The sequence below is a fragment of the Parasediminibacterium sp. HNIBRBA5674 genome (assembly GCF_056745525.1).
In genome coordinates this window covers 14,300-33,503 of record NZ_JBQWIE010000006.1, presented here as the reverse complement: position 1 = coordinate 33,503, position 19,204 = coordinate 14,300, and the positions used below count along the sequence as shown (strand labels likewise).

The following is a 19,204-nucleotide window of genomic DNA, read 5'->3' as shown; positions in this document are numbered from 1 at the left end:
ACAATATGAAAGCGAAATTTTTGCTATCGGCTTTATTCTTCTTATTTATTAGTGCAATTAATGCACAGTCAGTCCGAACATTCGAATCCATGGGGTACGATGATGTATCTATTCAAGGTATTACGGGCTCTGTAAGTTACTTTATTAAAATAAAGCCAGATGACAACGTTAACCAAAGTAAATTAGTACTACACATATCTGCATCTCAGGTATTAAACCCAAACAACTCGTTTATAATTGTAAGTTTAAAAGATGCGCCTGTAGAAACAAGACGTATTCAGGCGTCACCTGTTGATAGCATCATTACAATTGTAGTGCCTTTAGATTCTCAATATTTACAACCTGATGGTCGTTTTATCAAGCTTAAAGTAGCTGCTAAAATGAGTATTGGTGACGAATATTGTAAAGATATTGACAATGCTGCCGTTTGGTTAAACATCAAAAACTCATCGTACGTAAGTGCTGTTGGTCAAAGCGGTTCTGCTTATCAAAGAAGCTTGAAAGAGTGGATTCAGGAGTTTTCTTCTGTGTATTCACCTGCTACTGCTGATTTGGATGACTTATCTGCTGGTGGTATCATTTATACTATTTTAAAACAAACTACTAGTAATAAAAAAGTCTACACAGGTGTTTATAGCCCACAAGATTCATTACCACAAGGTATTTTAACTGGTCTTGTAGACAAATTGCCATACACTGTAAGACAAGCAATACCATCTATTGGTGCTAAACAAGGTTTAATTGCTTTAGCTAGAGTAAATACAGGTCTTGGCACAAGAACCGTATTAGTAGTAACTGGTGCTGATGCAGAAGGTTATAGAAAAGCGATTAATACATTAGCCAGTAATAGACGTTTAAGTAGTTCTTTCTCTGAAAAAGTACTTATTGACGAGGCTGTACCAAGCTATGCTGCTGTAGATAACCAATCACCTTTAATTACTTCACTAGAAAGTCTTGGTGGTACACCAGGTTTGTTAGAAGGTATTGGTTCTCTAAAATCAAAATATGTATTCTCTTTAACTGAGTTTAATGCTATACCTAGTAAATTAACCTTCCACTTAGAAAGTTACTTCTCTGTATTAAAACCAGACGATAGAGGCTTCTTAAACATCTATTTAAATCAAAACTTAGTGTACAATGCTAACTTGATGAATAGAAGCAATTTTATTGAAGATATTGACCTTAAGCCTTACATGCTTAGCAAATTCAATACTTTAGAAGTTGAATACCGTTTTCACCCTGGTACTAACATTTGTAAAGATGGTTTCAGCAATTTCTTTGCTTTTGTAAATACTAAAACATCTATTTTAACATTCTCTGGCGAAAAAGAAAATAGATTCTATAGTTTCTTCAATTTCCCTGCTGAATTTAGAAAAGTACCTACAAAAATTGTTGTATCACCAGCCTTATATAATTCAAACTTATCATCATCAATTGGTGAATTGTTCTATCAATTAAATGCACCTTTTAATCCTAATTACAACAGATTAATTGTACCACCATTAGTATCTTCTGATAAAACAAACTTGGATGATTTAAAAGGCTACAACGTAATTGCCTTGGTAAATAGAGAAGATAATTTTGTAAAGAAGTTTACACAACTACCATTACAATTTAATAAAGACTTCCAGTTGTATAAAGATAAAGATGGTAAATCAAACGAATATTCTATTAATGATTACTCTAATAGCGGTATAGCACAAATATTTAGAGAAAAAGGAAGCACCATTTTATTAATTACTGCTACAGGTGGTGATAGTGCCAATAAAGTTGCTTTTGAGAGTGTGATTAAAAACTTTAGCACACAGCTTACAGAAATTGAAAGTAATGTATGTATTGCACAAGGTAGTGGTAAAAGCAATTATTTCTTTAAATTACCCGAAGGCAATGATGTAGTAAGCTATAAAGGCGATAAAAATACATTCGCTATCTTCTGGGAGAAATTCAGATGGTTTATTCTTATAGGCTTATTAGTATTAGTATTATTAGCATTTTTCTTTGTAAGAAATAAGGTAAAAGAATCTCAAGAAACATTTAGAGAATTATAGTTTCAACCCATACTAAGCTGCCGATATAATGAATCGTTGTGTATTACATAAAATGAATGAGGCTGCAGTATTTGCTGAAGACAAGCTGATAGCGGTAGGTGACATAGCTGATACATACAGCTATGCACCTATTAAAGCTGCCTTGAATTTTGGTTTTTTGCAACGTAAAGAATATGTAGCCTTTCTTGCACAAGAAGGATACGAAATTATAGATGTACGTAATGAAGAAATGGATAAATCTTACATTGAAGAATGTGAGGTGTCACACATGAACTCTTTTCTGTATCTGCCCTTAAGAAAATTACCTACTGGCGAACTTTTGATTGCCGTAGCAGACCCTTTTGACGAAAAACTAGCCGTAAGTTTAACTGTAAAGTTTAGATGTCCATTAAAGTTTGTAGCAACATCAGATCTTGATATCACCTGGATGGCCCACACAATACGTGGTGGGTTTTTTGTAAAAGAAGCTGTATTTAGTTTAATGAAAAAAGATCCAGACAGTTCTGGGTTAATTACATTTACTGATAGCCAATTGTATTTCATTTTTGGGTTGATTGGTATTACTCTAGCGCTACTTATCGCTTTTTTTAAGCCTACTTTCATAGCTATCAACCTTTTTTCAAGCGTTTTCTTCTTGTTTTCTATCTTGTTTAAATTGTATTTGGCGCTTACAGGTTCTAAGTCAGAGTTACATGAGGTAGTTTCTAAAGAAGAAATTAAAAATGTAAACGAAGCTACATTACCTGTTTACACTATTTTACTGCCAGTATTTAAAGAAGATAAACTTATACGTAAATTAATTTGGAATTTGCGTAGTTTAGATTACCCACAAGCGAAGCTTGACGTAAAATTATTGATTGAAGAGGTAGATGATAAAACGTTGAATGCGGTGCGAAATCTGGATTTCCCTGCCAACTTTGAAGTAATTGTATGTCCTGCGCACCAACCACAAACTAAGCCTAAAGCTTGTAACTATGGCTTGCACTTTTCTCGTGGTGAGTACTTGGCTATCTATGATGCTGAGGATGTTCCTGATTCTGACCAATTGAAAAAAGTGGTGTGCCAGTTTAGGAAATTACCAGAAGAGTTTGTGGTATTGCAAGGTGCTTTAAACTATTTCAATAAGAATGAGAACTTACTAACGAGAATGTTCACACTTGAATATTCTTATTGGTTTGATTATATGTTGACAGGTTTGGAAACAATGGATATTCCAATTCCTTTAGGTGGTACGTCAAATCACTTTAAGCTAAAAAAGTTAATAGAACTTGGTGCTTGGGATCCTTTTAACGTAACAGAAGATGCCGATTTGGGATTACGTGTGTACGATAAAGGCTTGAAAGTAGGGGTGGTAAATAGTACAACGCTTGAAGAAGCAAATAATGAATTTTTTAATTGGATTCGTCAGCGTAGCCGTTGGATTAAAGGTTATATGCAAACTTACCTTGTGCACATGCGCAACCCTGCCAAGCTAGTAAGAAGGGTAGGTTGGAAAGGTTTCTTTGGCTTTAACTTCTTTATTGGTGGTACCTCATTTACGTTCTTGTTGTACCCAATATTGTTGGCTTTTTTTGCGATGTACCTCATATTCAGATGGACATTTGTAAATAAATTATTTCCAGATTGGGTATTGTATATTTCTATCTTCAATTTCATTGCTGGTAACGTATTGATGATTTATGTAAATATGTTGGCCGTGTTTAAGAGAAGATATTATGAGTTGATTCTTTTCTCTGCATTAAATCCTATTTACTGGTTAATGCACTCTAGAGCGGCTTACAAAGGTTTGTGGCAGTTAATTACAAAACCTTTCTATTGGGAAAAAACCAACCATGGTTTAAGTAAATTATCTTCTACCAGTCAGGTAGTAACACACGATTAAAAATTGAATGAAGAAAATAGCTGAAAAATATATTAATGGCGTACTTGCATTGGCTTTACTAATGTACTACCTCATTATGTCGTGGATATTGCACCGCACTGGCTACGAACATTCTGAAAACTTGTTTATTGCTGAGAAGCTAAAGGTATTGTTTGAGAGTGATGAAGGCAATCTATTAACACTTGGTACTACTTTTCCTAGTTTAGTATTTTTGTCATCATTGGTATTTACACCGTTTGGTTACCTATTTGCGCCTATTTTGGCATCAATAGCTATTACAACAGCTTTGTTCTATATCATAATAAACGACTTTAAGTATTCGTCAAAAATTCCTGCTATCGTTTATGTACCTGTTGTAACCTTGTTATTCTTTCTACATCCAGGCCTCATTTATGCAGCCATTTCTGGTAGAGGTGTAGCTGCTATTTTAATATGCTTTTATTTAGTATTTAGAAGTTTGTTTCGTTACTATCAAACACAAACAACTTTCTATTTATCAATGGCAAGTATTTACTTATCCTGCTTAATATTTTGTGATTACAATTTCTTGTGGTTATTATTAGCTTTTTTCCCTTTTATCGTTTTAGTGTCTTTAGAAGGTTTAAAAATTAATAAAGAACAACCTGCTATTTTACAATATTTTCAATCTGTTAATAATGTCTCTCAGAGAAGAAAACTAGCCAATAGAACGGTAGCTATTTATATCATCATCTTCTTGTTACCTTTTGGTGCCATCTTTTTGTTCCAAGTGTTAAACCAAACACACGCTGGTAACTCTACTTATTTTCTTACAAGTCAGTATGCAAACTGGCACGTGATAGGTAATGTACCGATTGGTGAGGTAATTAGTAACGGTAATGCTAAAAACGTAACAAGGCAGTCGCAATTATTATTTCAGGCGTATGTGTTATTGCTTAACCCTTTACTTATTCTAGCGTTTTTCTATTATAAGGGTAAATTGTACGAGCTATTAACCTTACTAGCACCGTTTATTTTAATTTCTATTCTTGTAATAAACTTACAGTACAATTTTACTATCGAGTATTACATGATCTTTTTGGTACTTGGTTTATTAGGTTTAACAGTTTATGGCGGTAAAAAGTATAGTAAAAAAGTAACTTGGTTTTTAGTGTTTTCGGTGGCTTTGTTAAATGTATTTACAGGTATTTACTACTTTAAAAATACAGATGATGCAGAAGAAAGCACTTTCTACATGTCAATAAAGGACTATAAAAACTGGCTTGGTACAAAAACGATAAATGAAGAGTTTGAGATAGCCGCTTACATATCCTCAATAGCTACCAAAGAGAATAAAGTGTTAATTGATGATGCGGCAGCATTTAAAGTAATAGCTCACTTAAAAGACTTGAATGGTGTGATATTACCTTTAAACAAAAACTTTATTACACTTGTAGAAAACCCAATTGCTGGTACTAGGTTTATATTAATTGCTAAAAACAATAACATACTTAAAACCTTTAGCGTACTGAATGCTTACAATTTTAAGCAGATGTTAATTCAACAGAAATTCTCACCAGAAATTATGTTTGAAACAGAACATTGGGCGGTTTACCGAATATTTAATTACAACAAAGAGATGCAGGTAGATGCTTTAAATGATGAACGATTAAAGCAAAGTAAATAACCATATTAAAAAAGGGAAGCAACAATTGCTTCCCTTTTTTATACTACTTAATAATGCTACTGAGTGTACTTATTAAATCTTCGCCTCGTAAGTTTTTTGCTATTATTTTACCGTCTTTATCTAGCAGAAAATTAGCAGGAATTGCTTCTATATTATAAGGTGCAACCACGCTACTTTGCCAGCCTTTTAAGTCGCTTACATGCGTCCAAGTCAATTTATCTTTTGCTATAGCAGCTTGCCATGCAGCTTTATCTTCATCTAAACTAACGCCTAAAATGGTGAAGTTTTTGTCTTTAAATTGATTGTAGGCTTTTACAACATTTGGGTTTTCTTTTCTGCAAGGGCCACACCAACTAGCCCAAAAATCTACCAATACGTATTTCCCTTTCAGTGATGATAAACTTACCGATTTATTATCGGGTGTTTGTAGGGTAAAATCAGGTGCAGGCTTGCCAATAACATCGGCTGCTTTAATGCGGTCGCTAATTTCTTTAAGTTTTGTGCCAAAATAACTGCTCTGAACTGTTTTGTCTAGCTTGCTATACACACCATCAATAGCTACTGCATTATTAGAATTATTGAAAAATAAAAAGGCGTAAAACGCAGCAACATGGCTTTTGGTGTTTGTTTGAATAAAACGCATCACATCGTTGTTTTGCCCTTGTTCTAGTTGCATGTATCTAGCTTCTAGTGTCTGTATATTGGTGGTGTCTTTATTAGCCATTTTGGCTTGTAAAGAATCCCCCAAAGGTTTTATTTGCTGGTAATAGCTTTTAAGAATGTTTTGTATGGTGTTGTTTTCTTGATTGCTAGTACCACCAGTTACTGTAAGGCCGTTTGTGCCTTCTGTAGAGCCTTCAATAGTTATAGAACCTTTTTCTAAAAATAAAATAGTAGGCGATTGAACACCCTGCTTTGTGTTTAGTAATACCAACGATGCAGGTGTAGGTTCTGCCACACTACCTGTAAATGTAAACTTGCCATCTTTATCTACAATTGCAGTATCGCTTTTATCTTCTTTAGCCCATTTTTGAAGAATCACTGCATCACCTGATTTTAAATTGGTAAGCTTACCCGTAATGGTATAACTGTTTTTGCCTTTGTTGCAAGCTGTAAAAGCCGCCACTATAGCAATTGATAGAAAAAATTGTTTCATTAAAAATAAATTTTTGCGAAGGTAGGGCTAATGCGATGATACTAATTTGATGATTCTATGATGTGATAATGTGATAATAAAATACTGTTTTAGGAACGTCTTTTTATTATAAACTAGTGCAAAATACTTGTGCAAAGCATTATTTTATAGTGTATTTGGGCTTTGCATGTGTGTAAAGCGTTTTTTCAAAGTGAAGTAGGGCAAAACACTTGTGCAAAGTATTATTTCATGGTGTATTTGGGCTTTGCAGGTGTGTATTGATAAAATATTAGAAAGTGATTTACATAATACCACTCAATGCGATAAAAGCTCAAGAAAGTTATATAGACGCAGTGTGCGACGCCTATGGTGCTGAATAGTATTACCACTGCTGATAAACCAATAATAAAACACCTTCTGCCACAGGCAGAAGGTGTTTTAGCTATTCGTGAAATTCGCTCTAATTGGTGTGATGAACTTTTAATTACGAACAGGCTTGCCGCTTTTAAGTACGCTTTGTATACGTTCAAGGGTTTTGCGCTCGCCACAAAGCGATAAGAAAGTTTCACGTTCAAGGTCTAGCAAATATTGCTCGCTTACCAAAGTCATTTCGCTTAAATCGCCGCCACACATGACGTACGCAAGCTTGCGGGCAATTAAGGCATCGTGTTCTGTGGCGTAACCACCACGTTGCATACCATTAATACCAGCCAACATAGCACCCAAACCTAAGCGGCCAAGCACTTTAATATCGGTACGTTGTGTAGGGGTTACGTAGCCAGCATCGTATATTTCTATCACAGACTTTTTGGCTTCGGCAATTCTGCGGTTGCTGTTCATTACCAGTTCATCGTGGCCTTTGCGCAAAATACCCATATCGAAAGCTTCGTGTGCAGAAGTAGCCACTTTAGCCGTGGCAATATCGAAGAAGCGTTTTTTAAGTGTGTTGGTATCAGGCTCGTCTTCATGCAATTCATCAGAGGCACGTAATACAAACTCTTTAGTACCGCCACCACCAGGAATTAAGCCCACACCCAATTCTACCAAGCCAATATAGGTTTCTGCGGCAGCACACACTTTATCAGCATGTAAGTTCATTTCGCAGCCACCACCAAGTGCAAGGCCATGCGGTGCTGTAACCACAGGCACAGATGAATAACGCACACGCATCATGGTGTTTTGAAACTGACGAATAGCAAAATCAAGCTCGTCGTATTCTTGCTCAATGGCATACATGAAAATCATGCCCACATTAGCACCAGCACTAAAATTAGGTCCGTCATTAGCAATTACTAAGCCCTTGTATTTATCTTCTGCAATGGCAATGGCTTTTTGTACACCTTCTAAAACTTCGCCGCCAATGCTGTTCATTTTGGTGCTCCATTCAAGGCCAAGTACATCGTTACCAATATCGTACAATTTGCAAGCACTGCTTTTCCAAACAAGCTTATCGCTGTTGTTTTTCAACACCAAAAATGCATCGCCGCCAGGTATTGCTAAGTAAGTTTTGCTAGTTACATCGTAATACAAGCGCTTACCATTTTCTACTTTGTAAAAAGAAGTAGCGTCGCTAGCCAACATCTCATCTACCCAAGCAGCAACCTTAACACCATTGGCTTTCATCGCTTCAACGGTTTTGGCTACGCCTAAAACATCCCATGATTCGAATGCACCTATTTCCCAACCAAAGCCAGCCATCATGGCATCATCTATGCGATACAATTCGTCGCTAATTTCTGGTATGCGGTGAGAAATGTATGAGAATAATGCGTAGTGAAATTGACGGTAAAATTCGCCAGCTTTATCTGTACCAGAAGCGGCTATTTTTAAGCGTTGCTGCAAATTTTCTACAGGTTTTGCTGCTTCAAGTGTGGCAAATTTTGACTTTGTACGAGGTTGATATTCCAGTGTTTTTAAGTTCAAAACATGAATATCTTTTTTCCCCCCTTCAGGGGTTGGGGGCATTTTCTTGAAAAAGCCTTGACCAGTTTTATCGCCAAGCCAGTTGTTAGCCAAAACACTTTCAAGCCAAGATGGAATTGCAAAAATGGCTTTTGCTTCATCATTAGGGCAATTATCAGCTACGCCTTTTGCCACTTTTACCAAAGTATCAATACCTACAACATCGGCTGTGCGAAACGTTGCAGACTTAGGACGGCCAATGATAGGGCCAGTTAATGCATCAATATCATCTATAGAAAGCCCCAAGCTATCCATAATGTGAAAAATACTCATGATGCTAAATACGCCAATACGATTGGCAATAAAAGCAGGTGTGTCTTTACAAAGCACGGTTGTTTTACCCAAATACAAATCGCCATAGTGCATTAGAAAATCAACCACAGAAGGGTCGGTGTCAGGTGTAGGAATAACTTCTAATAGCTTTAAATAGCGTGGTGGATTGAAAAAGTGTGAGCCACAAAAGTTCTTTTTAAAATCGTCGCTTCTGCCTTGGCTTAGTAAATGAATAGGAATGCCAGACGTATTAGAAGTAACTAAAGTGCCGGGCTTGCGGAATTTTTCTACTTTCTCGTAAATGAGGTGTTTAATATCTAAACGTTCTACCACTACCTCAATAATCCAATCAACGGTAGCAATTTCTTTAAGGTTATCATCGAAGTTGCCAGTGGTAATTTTTTTAACCACATCTTTAGTAAATACTGGGCTAGGGTTACTTTTAATAGCTGCTGCTAAAGCATCGTTTACAAGTTTGTTTCTTTCGGCAGGTTTAGTACTTTCTTCTGCACCTTTAGCTACTATATCAAGCAATAATACATGTACACCAATGCCTGCAAAATGGCAAGCAATACGGCTACCCATTACACCACTACCAAGAACAGCTACTTTTTTAATAGAACGTTTCATATAGCAAGAGATTATTTTAATTTAGAAGTTTCAAAGCTAAAATAAAAAATAGTTAGCTATGCAACTATTTTTAGAAAAAATAAAACTTAACATTTTTGAAATGTACTTGAATGTGAGTTGATATTACAATTGAATATGTGTGGCTGATTGAATTTGCCAGTTATTTAAGGTAATGAAGCAAGCTTTTTTAAAGCCATATTTAGCCATGTAGGTTTTACAACTCGTTTCATTTTCAAAAGAGAGGTAATTGCGTTTTGTGTAGTACATAATTTGTGGCATCATTACCAAATCTTTAATTACCAATATTTCATCGTTAGCAACTGTTTGGCTAATATTTTTTCCTAAAGTTTGTAAGTAGCTGTATTGGTCACCATTTTGGGCAACTTGACCTGGTCTATTGATGTAATAATAGGTAGCTATTGCGCTAATGAGTACACAACTAACAATTACCCATCTTATTGTTTGCTTAAACTGAATAATGATTAAGCTTGAAAAAATGCTCAATGGTAAAGCCAATTTAAGCACCGAATAATCGTGTATATAGCTAAACTGTAAAAACATTAGTTGATGCATAAAACCAATGCAGAAGCTGATAATCAAAAAGAATGACAGACTTTTGTTTTTCAAAAAATTGGTTATTGATACTCTTATTTTTTTACTGCAAATGCCAATGAGTATTAATAGTAGCCCTGCATAGTTCATGAGATAATTAAGACCTAATGATTTAGCTATTTCAATCGCTGAAACACTTGTTGTTAGTCCTCTTTCTTGCCATCTATTGACTGATACATTTACCAGTTCTTGCCAACCCATTTGTAATGAATAGCAATATAAAATGGTAGCAATTGCGGCTATAAAGGCAACACTACAAGCGAATACTATTGCTAGCCAAGTCGCTTTTTTTGTCTTAACAAAAAGATAGATGGCATACAAACTTGTAACTGCGCAAAGCGGTGCAAATAACCAATCGTTTAAAGTACCAAGAAACACCAACGTACTTAATGCTAAAAGTTTGGTTATAGTAATTGATGGCTGCGAAAAAATGTTATAAAGCAGTAGCAATGCACAAAAGTAAAATGGTAAAACTGCCACTTCATGTACATAGCCATTGGTGCAAAACCAACTTACTACAGGGCTTGTGGCATAAAGCAATGGTATTAATAATTGTAAAACAGGTTGTTGTGCACTACTACTAATAATCTGACTTATTCTATTTACCAAAAGCAATGAAATAAGCAGCAGTAATAGGTTGTAAAGCTGTAAAGAAGCAGCCGTAGACTTAAGATGAAACAATTGATGAAAATAGTAAGGGGCTAAATACCACAAGTTGCCAAATGAAACATTTACAAATTGGTTGTGCTTATCAGTTGAAAAACCGGGTAATTTATCGGTGCTATTTTGATAGTTAATGAGTGGTGTAAAGTGTGTGTGCTGTGGGCCGCCAATAGCTTGCCAATTCTCGATACAAATTAATACTAGCGAAGGATTGAACTCGTGGTGCTTAGATAATGGTCTATTAAAATTGGGTGAGGTAATGGCTATTACACTCACCCAAAGTAATAATACATACAGCAAAGGCTGCTGTATGAAGAAAGTTGTTATTTTTTTAGCTAACACCTGCACCTGCATTTATTTCACTCTCAGGGTTTACAAAATGCAATTTGCCATGGTTGTCTTCAGCCATTAAAATCATACCGTTACTTTCAATGCCACGCATTTTTCTTGGTGCAAGATTTACTACCACAGTCACTTGTTTACCCACCACTTCTTCTGGTTTAAAGTGCAAGGCAATACCAGAAACAATGGTTCTAGTTTCAAAACCTAAATCAACTGAGAGCTTTAACAACTTGTCAGCTTTTTCAACCTTGTCAGCGCTTACAATTGTGCCTACACGTAGGTCTATTTTAGCAAAATCATCAAATACTATAGCCCCCTTGACCCCCAAAGGGGGATTCTGGCTAGCTGTTTCATTGTCAATCATTGTTTTAGATTTTGAGATTTCTTCAATCCCCCCTTTTTGGGGTAGGGGGGCTGTTTTATTTTTTAATTTTTCTAATTGTGCTTCTATCTCTTCGTTCTCTATTTTTCTAAACAATAGCTGTGGTTCACGTAGGCTGTAACCAACTTTTAGTAAGTTAATATTGCCTGCATTTTCCCATTCAAGCATTCTATCTACTACCTTCATCATGTGGCACAATTTCTTAGCCGTAAATGGTAAGAACGGATGTATTAAAATAGCTAAGTTGGCTGTTAATTGCAAGCACAAATGCATGCAATTATCAATCTGCTGTTGGTCAGGAATTAATGGTAAGCTGCCATCTTTTGGCACTTTTTTCCAAGGCTCTTTTTCTTGTAAATATTTGTTCCCTTTTCTCGCCAAATCAATCACTTCAAACAACGCATCTCTAAATTTATAACCTTCTAATAAAGCTTCAATTTTTGCGGTAACAGTTTTAATATCTACAATCAGTTGCTTGTCTTTATCGTCTATAATATCATTATGAAACGCAGGTACTTTGCCTTTGCACAGCTTGTGCATCAGCACAAAAGTTCTATTTACAAAGTTGCCAAAAATGCTTACAAGCTCGCTGTTATTCGCATCTTGAAAACCTTTCCAGGTAAACTCACTATCCTTACTTTCTGGGGCAATTTGGGTTAAGTAATAGCGCAATACATCAGCCATACTTTCACCACCATTTTCTGGCTTAATCCAATCGTTAATGTAGTCATCCATTTCAATGCTCCAACCACGGCTCGTACTCATCTTGTCGCCTTCTAAGTTCATAAACTCATTGGCTGGTACGTTAGTTGGTAAAATATTGCCGTGCAGTTTCAGCATTACCGGAAAAATAATGCAATGGAAAACGATATTGTCTTTACCAATAAAATGTACCAGTTTGGTGTCTTTATCATTCCAGTAAGGATGCCAATCTTTGTCATTATCTTTTGCCCATTGTTTGGTAGCGCTGATGTAGCCAATTGGCGCATCAAACCACACATATAGCACTTTGCCAGCCCCCCCGCCCCCCAAAGGGGGGATTTGTGCAGCACCCTCACTGAAGGCATTTTCCTTGAGCTTTTCAGAGATGAATGCAAGCACTTTTTCCGTTTCGAACAAGACTTCGTTGTTGCTAAACCTAATGACCTCGAAACCAAGTTTGTTCAGTTCTTTGGTTCGTTCTTTATCGCTAATTATATTCTCTGGCAATTGGTGTATGTTGCCATCTACTTCAATAATTAATTTATGTGACAAGCAAACAAAATCTGCTATAAAACTTCCAATGATGTACTGTCTTCTAAACTTATAATCTTCCAGTTTTTTACCTCTTAACATTTCCCACAAAACTTTTTCAGCTTCTGTTGGGTTACTACGATGCTCATTTACAAACTGCTTAAGCAAGGAATAAATCATAGGATCCGCAGTCATATATCCATAATCATTCTCGCCATCTTGGCCTTCTGAAATCCCACCTTTGGGGGGTGGGGGGGCTACAGGTACTTTTATACCCCAATCTAAATCTCTCGTTACGGCTCTTGCTTGCAAACCACCATCAATCCAGCTTTTACATTGGCCCACCACACTAGCTCGCCAATCATTTTTATGTTCTTCTAAAATCCATTCACGTAAAAAATCTTCGTGACGGTCTAGCGGTAAATACCAGTGTTTCGTTGCTTTTTTTACAGGCTGATTACCGCTAAGGGTACTTACAGGATTTATCAATTGATCAGGACTCAACGATGTGCCACATTTCTCGCATTGGTCACCAAAAGCATTAGGATTAGCACATACAGGGCAAGTACCTTTTATATATCTATCGGCTAAGAAAGTGTTGGTTGCTTCGTCATAATACTGTTCACTTTCCTTTATTTCAAGGTCGTTATTATCATTTAAAACCTTAAAAAACTCTTGCGCCGTTTCGTGGTGTAAAGGGGCAGAAGTGCGGTGATAGATATCAAATTGAATACCCAAATCTTTAAAATTCTGCTCAATAATTGGGTGATATTTATCTATAATAGCCTGTGCAGTGGTGCCTTCTTTCATGGCCTGAATAGGAATAGCCGTGCCATGTTCGTCGCTACCGCACACAAAAACCACATCACGTTTTCGCGCTTTTAAGTAGCGTACATAAATATCCGCAGGTAAATAAGCGCCTGCCAAATGACCAATATGTTTTAAACCATTAGCATAAGGCAAAGCCGCTGTAATCAAGTATCTTTTTGGTGTATTGCCCCCAACCCCTAAAGGGGTGTTATTGTCAATTGTATTATCCATTTTAGTATTGCCTCTTTTAGTTCTTAATATTAAACTTCGTTCCGCCTCAGGCTGACAACTTGTACGTTCTGTTCGCTATGCAGCCAAACGAAGAGCGCAAAAGTATGTAATTGCCTGCAGCTAATCTTACATCTCAAGTACTCTTCAAAAACGCTTGTAAAGCAGCTAATTTTTCTGTACTTAAATGTTGCAATTGTTCTTGTATGTTTTGTACGGTTTCTTCCCTTTGTAGTTTTAGCAATTCGTGCCCTTCGGGCAAATTGTTGTGCTTGTTTACAAATCTAAACAAATCGTTAGGGGTACAGTTAAGGGCTGTACAGAGGGTTTCAAAATGCTCCCATTTAAGGCTGCCAATACGTGCATGTACAATATTGCTAGCGGTATTGGTTTGAAAGCCCAATTTTACCGCCCATGCCGTTGGGTGAATAATACCTCTTGCTGCCCACATGCGTTGTGGGTAAAATTGCAATTGCTCGTTGGCTACATTTCTTAGTTTTCTTGGTTCACGGCGCGGCATATGTGTATTTTTTAGGCTAAAGTACTAGTAAATGCCTATAAGTTTCTTAAAATGTAATATTTTTTGTTTCAAATTATACAAACTATATTTTAAACTACACAAACTATATTTTAAACTATATAAACTTTCTTTTAAACTATACAAAATATTGTTACTACTACATTTTTTATTGTTACTACTAAATAAAATTTTGCTATTATTAAACAAATAATTGTTTACATAGTTATGGCATTGTACTGCTGTTAATAGCAAGCCTACATTGTGCTATAAAAGCCTTCAACGGGTATATGTTACCGTTTTTGGGTTGGTTGGAAGTAGCAGCTTGCTTTCTGTTATCAATTGATGCCATCAATTTGCGTCAATAAATTAATTCGTGTAATTCGTGTAATTTAATTTAATTCGTGAAATACCTTTTACATGAATCGCAAGCATTTTCTCTCTACCATTTTACCCGCAACAATTGCAGCCAATGCAATGGCGCAAACTGGTGCTAAACATAATACATCTCATGCCGATAAGTATCGAGATTCAAATCCCAAATTAATAATACCGCCTTACTTAAAACCTGGCGATACCATTGGCATTACAAGCCCTGCTGGCTACATTACTTTAAAAGATATTGAACCAGCAGTTGCACAAATAACTAGTTGGGGCTTTCAAGTAAAAATTGGTAGTACTATTGGCAAAAGAGATTTTACCTACGGTGGTACAGATGCAGAGCGTTTGCAAGACTTTCAGGCCATGATAGATGACCATTCTGTAAAAGCTATTATGTGCGCAAGAGGCGGTTATGGTGCTGTAAGAATTATCGATAAAATTGATTTTACAAACTTTCGTAAGCACCCTAAATGGGTAATTGGTTTCAGCGATATTACGGTGTTGCATTCGCATATACATAAGCAATACCAAGTAGCCACTATTCACTCAAAAATGTGTAATAGTTTTCCTGATGATTGGTCGCTAGCAGATGCTGACCAAAAAGCAACTATTCTTTCTATTAAAGATGCTTTACTAGGCACGCCAATGGTGTACAATGCCATACCAACAGCAGAAAATGTATTGGGCAAAGCAAAAGGTGTATTGGTAGGTGGTAATTTAAAAACGCTTGAAAGCCTTGCTGCCAGTGCATCTGATATTGATACGGCTGGTAAAATATTATTTGTAGAAGATACAGGTGAATATTTGTACAGCATCGATAGAATGTTTTGGAATTTGCAGCGCAGCGGCAAGCTAAAGCATTTGGCAGGCTTAATTATTGGCGGTTTTAAGGTAAAAGAAGATGTTGGTGGCGAGCCATTTGGTAAAGCTGTTTACGAAATAATAAAAGAAAAATTACAAGGCTATCATTATCCTGTCTGCTTCAATTTTCCAGTGGGCCATCAGCGTAATAATTATGCGTTAAAATGTGGTGTGGTGCATGAGTTGAATGTTACACAAGAAGGCTGTATTTTACAGTCTTTTTAATGGGTATCTTTTCTTCAATGGTAATACTTGGAAGGTTTAACAAGCATTAATAGTTAGTGATGACGATTTTTAAATAAAAGTGACTTACTTTTATCTAGTTATATGTTAAAACAATGGTTATGACAATTGAGGCAAAACAAGCAAATAAGATTACGATTTCCTTTTCTGCAAATGTTGGTGCTAAAGGCATTAAGCAGATAAAAAGCTACATTGAATTTTTAGAGTTAAACGCTACTACTGCTGCTCAGGTATCGCAGAAAAATATTAATGTTTTGGCTAAAGACGTTACAGCATCTGCTTGGCAAAAGTTGAAACAGAAAAGGAAGCTCTAAAAATGACGGTAGTTGTAGATGCCAATATTTTGATAAGTGCCATTATTAATCCTAATGGTGCCATTCCTTTTTTACTATTTAATGATAACGACGCAATTGATTTTGTTGCTCCAGAATTTATTGTACAAGAAATAGAATTACATCAATCTAGAATTATTGCTGCAGCTAAAATTTCAACACCTACTTTCACTGCATTGTTTCAAGCACTAAGGCAGCAATTGTTAATATTTTCTGACGACATAATAGAAGTAGCGCATTTAGAAAAGGCTTGTTTATTAACAAAAGATATTGATGAGAAAGATACGATTTATATTGCCTTTAGTCTAGCATTAGAGGCTTTATTTTGGACAGGGGATAATAAACTAAAACGCGCATTGGCTAAAAAAGGGTTCAACAATGCTATTTCAACTAAACAATTACAGCTCATCATTAACGGTCTTATATGATTACCATTCCTCCATACTTAAAAAAAGGTGACACCATTGGCATTGTGTGCCCTAGCGGTTATATGCCTGCGGTAAATGCTGAAACTTGCATTAAAACGTTAGAAAGTTGGGGTTATCGAGTGAAAGTTGGTAGCACTTTGGGTAACCAATTCAATTATTTTAGTGGTACAGACAAGCAACGTACACAAGACTTGCAACAAATGCTGAACGATAGCAGCGTAAAAGCCATTTTGTGTGCAAGAGGCGGTTATGGATTGAGTAGAATTATTGACGATTTAGACTTTCAGAAATTTAAGAAAAACCCTAAATGGATTATTGGCTTTAGCGATATTACAGTGCTGCATGCACATATTTACCAGCATTATCAAATAGCAACAATGCATGCACCTATGGCTGTTGCTTTTAATGATGGCGGTTTTGAAAATGAATACATCGCTTCTTTAAAAAATGCATTGGCTGGTGAAACTTCTGATTATAATAGCAGCAGTCATCCTTTGAATAAAATAGGGAAAGGTGAAGGCGATTTAATAGGCGGTAATTTAACTATTATAGCGCATTTAATTGGCAGCCACAGCAGCTATAAAACAAGGCATAAAATTTTGTTTTTAGAAGATGTAGGTGAGTATTTGTATAATATTGATAGAATGTTGATTCAGCTAGAACGTGCTGAATTATTTAAACATTTGAATGGTTTAATTATTGGTGGCTTTACCGATTTAAAAGATACCGCAATACCTTTTGGTACAGATGTTTATAACCTCATTAACCAACATGTAAAAGATTATAAGTTTCCTGTTTGTTACGATTTTCCTGTGAGTCATAGTGTAGAAAATGTAGCATTGAAAGTAGGGGTGAACCACGAATTAAAAGTGACGAAAACTGGTGTAACCTTAAAAGAAATTTGGTAAGATAATTGCTACTCTTTACTTCAAAATGGCAGCAAATGTATTTTAACGCTTTGCTGCTATTTATTTCATTTTACATCCCTTATTTTTAACCTATTGATGCACATATTGTATACTTAGATGCATCGTTAAAACACTAAGCCATGAAAAAAATTGTTGCAGTACTTTTTGCCATAGGATTAATAATAAGTTTCAAAGCTCATGCACAGTTAATAGCTTATTCTGAGCCTGACCGTGATGATGCACGTGATATGAATTTTGAAGTAATGGGTAAAATGAGCGGTACTTTTCACGTGTATAAAAACTACCGTGACCAGAACTTCATTTGCTTGTTTGATAACGACATGAAGCAAATGGAAAAAGTAAAACTTGACTTTTTGCCAGAGCGCATTTTTAACGCCGACTTTTTACAATATCCAGGATTTTACTACATGTTTTACCAATACCAAAAGCGCAATATTGTGTATTGCATGGCAGTAAAACTAGATGCTAAAGCACAGAAAATAGGTGAGCCAATTCAGTTAGATACTACGGAGGTAAACTATAGTGCTTCTAATAAAATATATACTGTACTTAATAGCGATGATAAGCAAAAGTTGATGGTGCTTAAAGTAAATAGCAAAAATGAAAAAGTACATTACCTCACAACTTCTTTGTTTACCAAAGACTTAGCATTGATTAAAAAAGCAACAAACGCTATTGCAATGCCAGAGCGCAATGATGTAGTAGGCGAATTTCAACTAGATAATGATGGTGATTTGGTATTTATGAAAACATCTGGCACAGCTCAAAACGACAATATTAATAAAGTTACTTTACTACAAAAAACAGCCACAAGCGACTCTATACAGCAAACAGATTTACGTATAAAAGGCTTGTATTTAGACGATATAAGAGTAAAAGTAGACAATGTAAATAAGCACTATTTGGTAACATCTTTCGGTAGTAAACAAAGACGCGGCAATATTGATGGTTTGTATTGCTTTTTGTACGATAAAATTGCTCGTAAAGAATTACTAAACACAAGCATCACTTTTAGCGATGAACTAAGAGGTGAAGCAAAAAGTGATGGGGGCGTAAAAATGGCATTTAACGACTATTTTTTGCATAATATCATCATGAGAAAAGATGGCGGTTTTATCATCGCTGCTGAAAGCGTTTATACTTCTTCAAGAGGTGGTACTAATAACCGTTGGGATTATTTTGGCTCACCATTTAACAGTGGATTTAACAACTATTATTACTACAATACCACACCTTTTGGCTTTTATAATTACCCTTGGAATCGCTACAATTCTTTAAATAATGTGGTGCGCTATTATGCCGATAATATTGCTGTGTTGTCTGTAGACCCAACTGGTAAAATGGATTGGTCGAATGTGATTAGAAAATCGCAGTACGATGATAATTCAGATAACTTCATCGGCTATGGCATTATGAATACAGGTGGCGAAATACATTTTCTATTTAACTCACAAGAAAAAAGACAAATGCTTTTGACCGACCAAAGTATTAACCCAGAAGGGCAAGTTACAAGAGCACCTACTCTAAAAAATCTTGATAGAGGTTACGATTTTATGCCAAAACAAGCAAAACAAACAGGTAGCAAACAGATTATTATTCCATGCCAATATAGAAACTACATTTGCTTTGCTAAAATAGATATGTAACCCATTTTTAAAACAGTAGGTA

At 35.8% G+C, this 19,204-nt stretch carries 13 protein-coding genes; 8 read left to right on the top strand and 5 right to left on the bottom strand.

Going from position 1 to position 19,204, the window contains the following annotated elements:
• The first annotated feature begins 5 nt into the window (after positions 1-5).
• The 3 genes from ACT9TX_RS04545 to ACT9TX_RS04535 are packed head-to-tail and all read left to right on the top strand — an operon-like array spanning position 6 to position 5,575.
• Positions 6-2,048 carry a cellulose biosynthesis cyclic di-GMP-binding regulatory protein BcsB gene (locus ACT9TX_RS04545; RefSeq protein WP_481337034.1) on the top strand — a complete coding sequence of 681 codons (2,043 nt, stop codon included), beginning with the start codon at positions 6-8 and terminating at the stop codon, positions 2,046-2,048.
• Positions 2,049-2,076: 28 nt separating this feature from the next.
• A complete protein-coding gene (locus ACT9TX_RS04540) occupies positions 2,077-3,930 on the top strand; it encodes a glycosyltransferase family 2 protein (protein WP_481337033.1) in 1,854 nt (617 codons plus the stop codon).
• 7 nt (positions 3,931-3,937) lie between these two features.
• Entirely contained in the window at positions 3,938-5,575 is a 1,638-nt protein-coding gene (locus tag ACT9TX_RS04535; RefSeq protein ID WP_481337032.1) for a hypothetical protein, read from the top strand.
• Positions 5,576-5,618: 43 nt separating this feature from the next.
• Here the strand turns inward: ACT9TX_RS04535 and ACT9TX_RS04530 are convergent, their stop codons facing one another.
• The 5 genes from ACT9TX_RS04530 to ACT9TX_RS04510 form a co-directional block, all read right to left on the bottom strand.
• Positions 5,619-6,731 carry a redoxin family protein gene (locus tag ACT9TX_RS04530; RefSeq protein WP_481337031.1) on the bottom strand — a complete coding sequence of 371 codons (1,113 nt, stop codon included), beginning with the start codon at positions 6,729-6,731 and terminating at the stop codon, positions 5,619-5,621.
• A 459-nt stretch (positions 6,732-7,190) separates the two neighbouring features.
• Positions 7,191-9,575, bottom strand: a complete 2,385-nt coding sequence (locus ACT9TX_RS04525) for a 3-hydroxyacyl-CoA dehydrogenase/enoyl-CoA hydratase family protein (protein ID WP_481337030.1) — start codon at positions 9,573-9,575, stop codon at positions 7,191-7,193.
• Between the two features lie 123 nt (positions 9,576-9,698).
• The gene (locus tag ACT9TX_RS04520) at positions 9,699-11,204 is read right to left on the bottom strand and encodes a hypothetical protein (RefSeq protein ID WP_481337029.1); all 1,506 of its coding nucleotides are present in this window, start codon (positions 11,202-11,204) and stop codon (positions 9,699-9,701) included.
• Positions 11,182-13,848 carry a methionine--tRNA ligase subunit beta gene (gene metG, locus ACT9TX_RS04515; RefSeq protein WP_481337028.1) on the bottom strand — a complete coding sequence of 889 codons (2,667 nt, stop codon included), beginning with the start codon at positions 13,846-13,848 and terminating at the stop codon, positions 11,182-11,184. The genes ACT9TX_RS04520 and metG overlap by 23 nt, the downstream gene beginning before the upstream one ends.
• Before the next feature lie 133 nt (positions 13,849-13,981).
• Positions 13,982-14,365 (bottom strand): helix-turn-helix domain-containing protein, encoded by a 384-nt coding sequence (locus tag ACT9TX_RS04510; RefSeq protein WP_481337027.1) that lies wholly within the window; start codon positions 14,363-14,365, stop codon positions 13,982-13,984.
• 417 nt (positions 14,366-14,782) lie between these two features.
• On the opposite strand from ACT9TX_RS04510, the gene ACT9TX_RS04505 reads away from it, so the two are divergent.
• The 5 genes from ACT9TX_RS04505 (at position 14,783) to ACT9TX_RS04485 (ending at position 19,182) form a co-directional block, all read left to right on the top strand.
• Complete coding sequence (locus ACT9TX_RS04505) at positions 14,783-15,829, top strand: S66 peptidase family protein (RefSeq protein ID WP_481337026.1); 1,047 nt, start codon at positions 14,783-14,785, stop codon at positions 15,827-15,829.
• A gap of 119 nt (positions 15,830-15,948) precedes the next feature.
• Positions 15,949-16,161 carry a hypothetical protein gene (locus ACT9TX_RS04500; RefSeq protein WP_481337025.1) on the top strand — a complete coding sequence of 71 codons (213 nt, stop codon included), beginning with the start codon at positions 15,949-15,951 and terminating at the stop codon, positions 16,159-16,161.
• Positions 16,128-16,607 (top strand): PIN domain-containing protein, encoded by a 480-nt coding sequence (locus ACT9TX_RS04495; protein WP_481337023.1) that lies wholly within the window; start codon positions 16,128-16,130, stop codon positions 16,605-16,607. The genes ACT9TX_RS04500 and ACT9TX_RS04495 overlap by 34 nt, the downstream gene beginning before the upstream one ends.
• Positions 16,604-17,515, top strand: a complete 912-nt coding sequence (locus tag ACT9TX_RS04490) for a S66 peptidase family protein (RefSeq protein WP_481337022.1) — start codon at positions 16,604-16,606, stop codon at positions 17,513-17,515. Before ACT9TX_RS04495 ends, ACT9TX_RS04490 begins: the two co-directional genes overlap by 4 nt.
• 140 nt (positions 17,516-17,655) lie before the next feature.
• Positions 17,656-19,182, top strand: coding sequence for a hypothetical protein (locus tag ACT9TX_RS04485; protein WP_481337021.1), 1,527 nt, complete (start codon positions 17,656-17,658; stop codon positions 19,180-19,182).
• The last annotated feature ends 22 nt before the right edge of the window (positions 19,183-19,204 follow it).